Origin of the sequence: Microbulbifer jejuensis, from assembly GCF_047289955.1 — a bacterium.
Classification (GTDB): domain Bacteria; phylum Pseudomonadota; class Gammaproteobacteria; order Pseudomonadales; family Cellvibrionaceae; genus Microbulbifer.
The window spans coordinates 41,036-41,934 of the sequence record NZ_JBLBUB010000034.1; the positions used below are offsets into that span (position 1 = coordinate 41,036).

Annotated in this window: 1 protein-coding gene; it reads right to left on the reverse strand. The window is 53.3% G+C overall.

What is annotated here, in order from left to right:
* Positions 1-175: 175 nt before the first annotated feature.
* Positions 176-899 (reverse strand): AMP-binding protein (locus tag ACL7TT_RS18215; RefSeq protein WP_413397560.1); only part of this gene is annotated, 724 nt, incomplete at its 5' end.

Here is an 899-nt window from a genome sequence, read left to right on the forward strand (position 1 = left end):
GCCTCAATAGGCTAACGACCGTCTAGGGTTAAAATAGCTTGACCTGTCGTTGTGGGCAAAGGAAGTAAAACGGCGGGTACGTAAGCTACGGAGTTGCGAACTCTATACCCCTGGTAACGAGTTACCACCAACGACGCAGTATATAGGGATATTCGCGTAGCTATAACTGCTCGATTTAGTCCAATAAGCGGCACGTAGACACTGAAGCGACAAGAAATGACGGCCTGACAAGCTGTGCAGTCATGTCAGGCTGATTGTGGTATCCCAACGCCAGGCCATCACCGCCGGTATACAGCTCTCCTACGCAACCGGGAGGAACCAGCGATCCTGTCGGTGACAGCACAAAGGCACTGGTGCCGGTAACCGGCAGGCCGATGGGCACAGTACTGAGCCGTTGCTCAGAAGGAATTTTGCAACAAGCGGTAAAGGTCGTGTTTTCAGTTGGACCATAGCCGTTGACCACGGTGACATTCGGGTAGTGTCTGTATACCCGCTGCACCGCCAGCGGCGAGACCACATCGCCACCGGTCATAACCCAGCGTAGCGAGTCAACGTCATGGCACTGTTCGCTCCATTTGTCGAACAGTCCGGCAGTAAAGAACAGCGAAGTCACAGATGCACGGCGAATAACCTGATTTAGCTCGTCAATATCGATGCGCTTATAGGGATATATGACGCAGCAACCACCATTGAGCAATGGTCCCCATATCTCAAGCGTTGAGGCATCGAATGCATGGGCGGCAAAATGAAGGAAACGGGTGTTGCTGTCCAGTTCGATAAAATTGGGATCTGCCAGCAATCGGATAACTCCGATATGAGGGGTCATCACCCCTTTCGGCTGACCGCTGGAACCGGAGGTAAACATCATGTAGGCAAGGCTGTCCGGCCCCTGCCCTGCC